Here is a 4,984-nt window from a genome sequence, read left to right as displayed (position 1 = left end):
CAGCGGCAAGGAAGCGCCTTGCGGGAGCGCGATGCCGCCCTGCTCGTCGCCGAAGAAGAAATAGGCCGAACCTTCCGGCGCGCCGGAGAGCAGGACCGGCGCTTCCGCATCCGTCGAGAAGGCCTTGAAGCCCGCATCCGTGGTCGCGAGATTGGGCGTGTTGTTCGAGACGACGCTCATCTGCACAAAGAGCGACGTCTCGAAGGGGATCGGCGCGCCATTGCCGACATGGACGTCGTTATACTGCTTGTCCATGAAGACATAGGAACCACCCTGCAGCTCCGTGAGCACCTTGGCTTCCGGGTCGATGTTGAAGCTGCCCGTGCCGCCGCCCGAAACGATATCGGTCGGAAGCCCCGCCGCCTTGAAGGCGTCGCGCGTCGCGCCGAGGAGTGTCATCGCCTTCAGAGACTTCTCGCGCCGGTCGGCGAAATCCTCGATATGCATGACATGGCCCGCATAGCACTGGAGGCCGCGCAGTTCGAGCCATTCCGAGGCGTGGACCTGCTTGCCCAGCGAAAGCACAGGCTCGCCCGGGGCGATGCCGGTGCGGTGAAGGCCCGGATCGAGATCGACCAGCACCTTGAGCTTCTTGCCAGCGGCTTTCGCGGCGGCGGCGAGCCGCTCGGCATTTGCGGGATTGTCGACTGCGACCATCAGATCGGAAATCTTCGCGTTGAGCACCATCAGCCGGGCGATCGCGCCCTCGGTCACGACCGGCGAGGTGATGAGCAGGCTTTCGATGCCGCCCTCTCCCATCGCTTCAGCCTCGCCGAGCTTGGCGCAGCACTGGCCGATGGCGCCGGCGGCCATCTGCGCCCTGGCGATCGCGACGCATTTATGCGTCTTGGCGTGGGGCCGGATGCGGATGCCGCTGCGCGTGCAATGTTCGGCCATGGCGGCCACGTTGCGCTCAAAGGCGTCGAGATCGAGCACGAGGGCCGGCGTCTGAAGCTTACCGCGAGAACCCGGCTTCCCGATCAGGGCCTCATTGACGAAACGGCCGGCCATACGCGTTCTCCCTGACTGCAGACGACTGAAAAAATCTGGCGCCATCCTAACGGCAGGTTTTGAAACCGCAACGGGCTCCGGGCCGTAACGGACTGCGACGGCAAGCCCCCGCGACTTTGCGCGCGGTCTGCGATATGAGAATAATTGGACGGTACCGGTCAAAGGGGTCAGCAGCCCCACCCGCGAGAAAAGCATGGCAGCACGCGTAAACGAGGAAACGGCGATCAGGACGGGCGGCGCGGACAAGCGCGCGCTGATCATCGATGCCGCGCTGAACCTTTTTCGCCATTACGGCTACCGCCGCACCTCGATGGAAGACGTCGCCGGAGCGGCGAACGTCGCCAAGGGCACGCTCTATATCTACTTCAAAAGCAAGGACGAGCTTTTCGAGGCGCTGGCCCGCCAGCTTGCCGAGCGCGTCGAGGCGGATCTGAAATCGGTTGCCGAGCGGGGTCTCGGAACGGAGGCGAAGATACTCGCTCTCCTCGATGCGAAGCTCGGCTTCATGTATCGCTGGATTCTGTCGAGCCCCCATGCCGCGGAGCTTCTCGACTCCAAGGTCGAGCTCTCCGAAGACATTTTCGGTCCCGTCGACAAGAGCTTCCGGGCATCCATCGCCAAGGCCCTGAAAGACGGCGTCCGCAGCGGCGAACTGGACCTGAAATCGGCCGGCCTCTCGCTCGAAGGCGCGACGGATACTCTGATCGCCGCCGCTCATGGCGCCGAGAACGGTGCGAGGGACGAGGCCGACTTCCGCGACCGGCTCGCCCGGATCGTCCGCCTGAGCCTTCGGGGCCTGCGGAAATCCGCCTGACGGCGCGCCGTTAACCTTTGAAAACATGAAGCTTTTATGCCGCGCCTTGACTCTGCCGGGCGGCAGTCTTATGTGTTCGGCGGGTTGTTAGCACTCCTTGAGGGTGAGTGCTAACAACCCATCAATCCCCAAAGTTTCCCGCGGAAACCGCGGTTCCGAAACAGGAGAAGACCAGAGATGAAATTCCGTCCTCTGCATGACCGCGTCGTCGTTAAGCGCGTCGAGGAAGATACCAAGACCGCCGGCGGCATCATCATCCCCGAGACGGCTCAGGAAAAGCCCTCCCAGGGTGAAATTCTCGCGGTGGGCCCCGGCGCCCGCGGCGAAGACGGCAAGATCGTCGCGCTCGACGTCAAGGTCGGCGACCGGGTGATCTTCGGCAAATGGTCCGGCACGGAAGTCAAGATCGACGGCCAGGACCTGCTGATCATGAAAGAGTCCGACATTCTCGGCATCGTCGAAGGCGCCAAGAAGAAGGCCGCTGCCGAATAAGGCTCGTGAAACCGGTGAACGGTTCGCGGGCTTTTTTGATGTCCCGCGTCCGACCCTGCTCAGAATTCAAGAGGAAGCAAAACAATGGCTAAGGAAGTCAAATTCGGCCGTTCGGCCCGCGAGCGCATGCTCCGCGGCGTGGACATTCTCGCCGACGCTGTAAAGGTGACGCTCGGTCCGAAGGGCCGAAACGTCGTGATCGACAAGTCCTTCGGTGCCCCGCGCACCACGAAGGACGGTGTGACGGTCGCCAAGGAAATCGAGCTTGAAGACAAGTTCGAGAACATGGGCGCCCAGATGGTGAAGGAAGTCGCGTCGAAGACGAACGACACCGCCGGCGACGGCACCACGACGGCGACGGTTCTGACCCAGGCGATCGTTCGCGAAGGCGCGAAGGCGGTTGCCGCCGGTCTCAACCCGATGGACCTGAAGCGCGGCGTCGAACTCGCCGTCAAGACGGCCATCGAAGACCTGATGAAGCGTTCGAAGAAAGTGAAGTCGAACGAAGAGATCGCCCAGGTCGGCACGATCTCGGCGAACGGCGAAAGCGAAATCGGCAAGATGATCGCCGAGGCCATGGCCAAGGTCGGCAATGAAGGCGTCATCACGGTCGAGGAAGCCAAGTCCCTCGACAGCGAGCTCGATGTCGTCGAAGGCATGCAATTCGATCGCGGCTACCTGTCGCCCTACTTCATCACCAACGCGGACAAGATGGTCGCCGAGCTCGACGAGCCGCTGATCCTTCTCCACGAGAAGAAGCTGACGAACCTTCAGCCGATGCTGCCGATCCTCGAAGCGGTCGTGCAGTCGGGCCGTCCGCTCCTCATCATCGCGGAAGACATCGAAGGCGAGGCGCTCGCCACGCTCGTCGTCAACAAGCTGCGCGGCGGCCTCAAGGTCGCGGCCGTTAAGGCGCCGGGCTTCGGCGATCGCCGCAAGGCCATGCTCGAGGACATCGCGGTCCTCACGGGCGGCCAGGTCATCTCCGAAGAACTGGGCATCAAGCTCGAGAACGTGACGCCGGACATGCTCGGCAAGGCCAAGCGCGTCCGCATCACGAAGGACGACACGACCGTCATCGACGGCGTCGGCAAGAAGAAGGACATCGAAGCTCGCGTCAGCCAGATCAAGCGGCAGATCGAAGAGACGACGTCCGACTACGACAAGGAGAAGCTGCAGGAACGTCTCGCGAAGCTCGCGGGCGGCGTTGCGGTGATCAAGGTCGGCGGCGCGACGGAAGTCGAAGTGAAGGAGCGCAAGGACCGCGTCGACGACGCGCTCAATGCGACCCGCGCGGCTGTCGAAGAGGGCATCGTCCCCGGCGGCGGCACGGCTCTCCTGATGGCGACCAAGGCCGTTTCGAAGCTCACGAGCGACAATGCCGACATCCAGGCCGGCATCAACATCATCCGCAAGGCTCTCGAGGCTCCGATCCGTCAGATCGTCGAGAATGCCGGTGTTGAAGGCTCGATCGTCGTGCAGAAGGTCCTTGAGTCGAAGACCGCCAATTACGGCTTCGACGCGCAGAACGAAGAGTATGTCGACCTCGTCGCCAACGGCATCGTCGACCCGACCAAGGTCGTGCGCACGGCGCTTCAGGACGCGGCCTCGGTTGCCGGGCTCCTGATCACGACGGAAGCCATGATCGCGGAAGCGCCGAAGAAGGAAGGCGCCGCGCCCGCCATGCCCGGCGGCATGGGTGGAATGGGCGGCATGGGCGGCATGGACTTCTAAGTCCATAAAGCCGCCCATCATCGAAAGATGGCTCGAACCGGCCAAGCCGGTTCGAGTGGCGGCATGGACTTCTAAGTCCTTCCACACTGACGCTACGGAATGCGAAGGGCCGGCGGAAACGCCGGCCCTTTTGCTTTGGATGCCGTCCCGGCGAACCGCTAGAATTCTCCCAACAAGAAATTGATCAAGGGACGGACCGATGGACTTCTCATTCTCGAAAGCCGACGAAGAGTTCAGGCTGATGGTGCGGGACTTCTTCGAACACGATTATCCGCGCGACATCGTCGAGAAGATGGCGCGGGGCCAATCGGCGTCGAAAGAGGATTATCAGCGATCGGAGCGCGCGCTGGCCGCGAAGGGCTGGCTCGCCGTCAACTGGCCGAAGGCGGATGGCGGCACCGGCTGGACGGCCAATCAGAAATACATTTTCGACGAGGAGCTCGAACGCGCCGGCGCGCTCAATGTCGTGCCGATGGGCCTCCTCTATGTCGGCCCCGTGATCTACACCTTCGGCACGGAGGAACAAAAGAGACGCTGGCTGCCCGGCATTCTCGACAGCACAACCTTCTGGGCGCAGGGGTATTCGGAGCCGGGCTCGGGCTCCGATCTCGCCTCGCTCCAATGCGCGGCGGTGCGCGACGGCGACGACTATATCGTCGACGGCACGAAGATCTGGACGAGCCTCGCCCAGTATGCCGACTGGATTTTCTGCCTGCTCCGCACCGACAATTCCGGCAAGAAGCAGGAAGGCATCACCTTCCTCTGCATCGATATGAAGACGCCAGGCGTCGCGGTGAACCCCATCATCACCATCGATGGCAAGCATTCGCTGAACAGCGTCACCTTCGAGAAGGCGCGCGTGCCGGCCGCGAACCGCATCGGCGAGGAAGGCAAGGGCTGGACCTACGCCAACTATCTCCTCGGCCATGAGCG

At 62.8% G+C, this 4,984-nt stretch carries 5 protein-coding genes; 4 read left to right on the top strand and 1 reads right to left on the bottom strand.

Annotated features, from left to right (window positions below; translation table 11 throughout):
- On the bottom strand, positions 1 to 1,011 hold a 1,011-nt coding region (locus VMR03_RS14565), incomplete at its 3' end, for a DSD1 family PLP-dependent enzyme (protein ID WP_325406464.1).
- A gap of 193 nt (positions 1,012 to 1,204) precedes the next feature.
- On the opposite strand from VMR03_RS14565, the gene VMR03_RS14560 reads away from it, so the two are divergent.
- The 4 genes from VMR03_RS14560 to VMR03_RS14545 form a co-directional block, all read left to right on the top strand.
- Positions 1,205 to 1,825, top strand: coding sequence for a helix-turn-helix domain-containing protein (locus VMR03_RS14560; RefSeq protein WP_325406462.1), 621 nt, complete (start codon positions 1,205 to 1,207; stop codon positions 1,823 to 1,825).
- 177 nt (positions 1,826 to 2,002) lie between these two features.
- Positions 2,003 to 2,317, top strand: coding sequence for a co-chaperone GroES (gene groES / locus VMR03_RS14555; protein WP_325406460.1), 315 nt, complete (start codon positions 2,003 to 2,005; stop codon positions 2,315 to 2,317).
- Positions 2,318 to 2,401: 84 nt separating this feature from the next.
- Entirely contained in the window at positions 2,402 to 4,051 is a 1,650-nt protein-coding gene (gene groL / locus VMR03_RS14550) for a chaperonin GroEL (RefSeq protein ID WP_325406458.1), read from the top strand.
- A gap of 199 nt (positions 4,052 to 4,250) precedes the next feature.
- Positions 4,251 to 4,984, top strand: a 734-nt coding sequence (locus VMR03_RS14545) for an acyl-CoA dehydrogenase family protein (protein WP_325406457.1), incomplete at its 3' end; no start/stop codon positions are given.

The sequence above is a fragment of the Parvibaculum sp. genome (assembly GCF_035511255.1).
Lineage (GTDB): Bacteria > Pseudomonadota > Alphaproteobacteria > Parvibaculales > Parvibaculaceae > Parvibaculum.
This window is presented reverse-complemented; position numbering and strand designations above follow the sequence as displayed.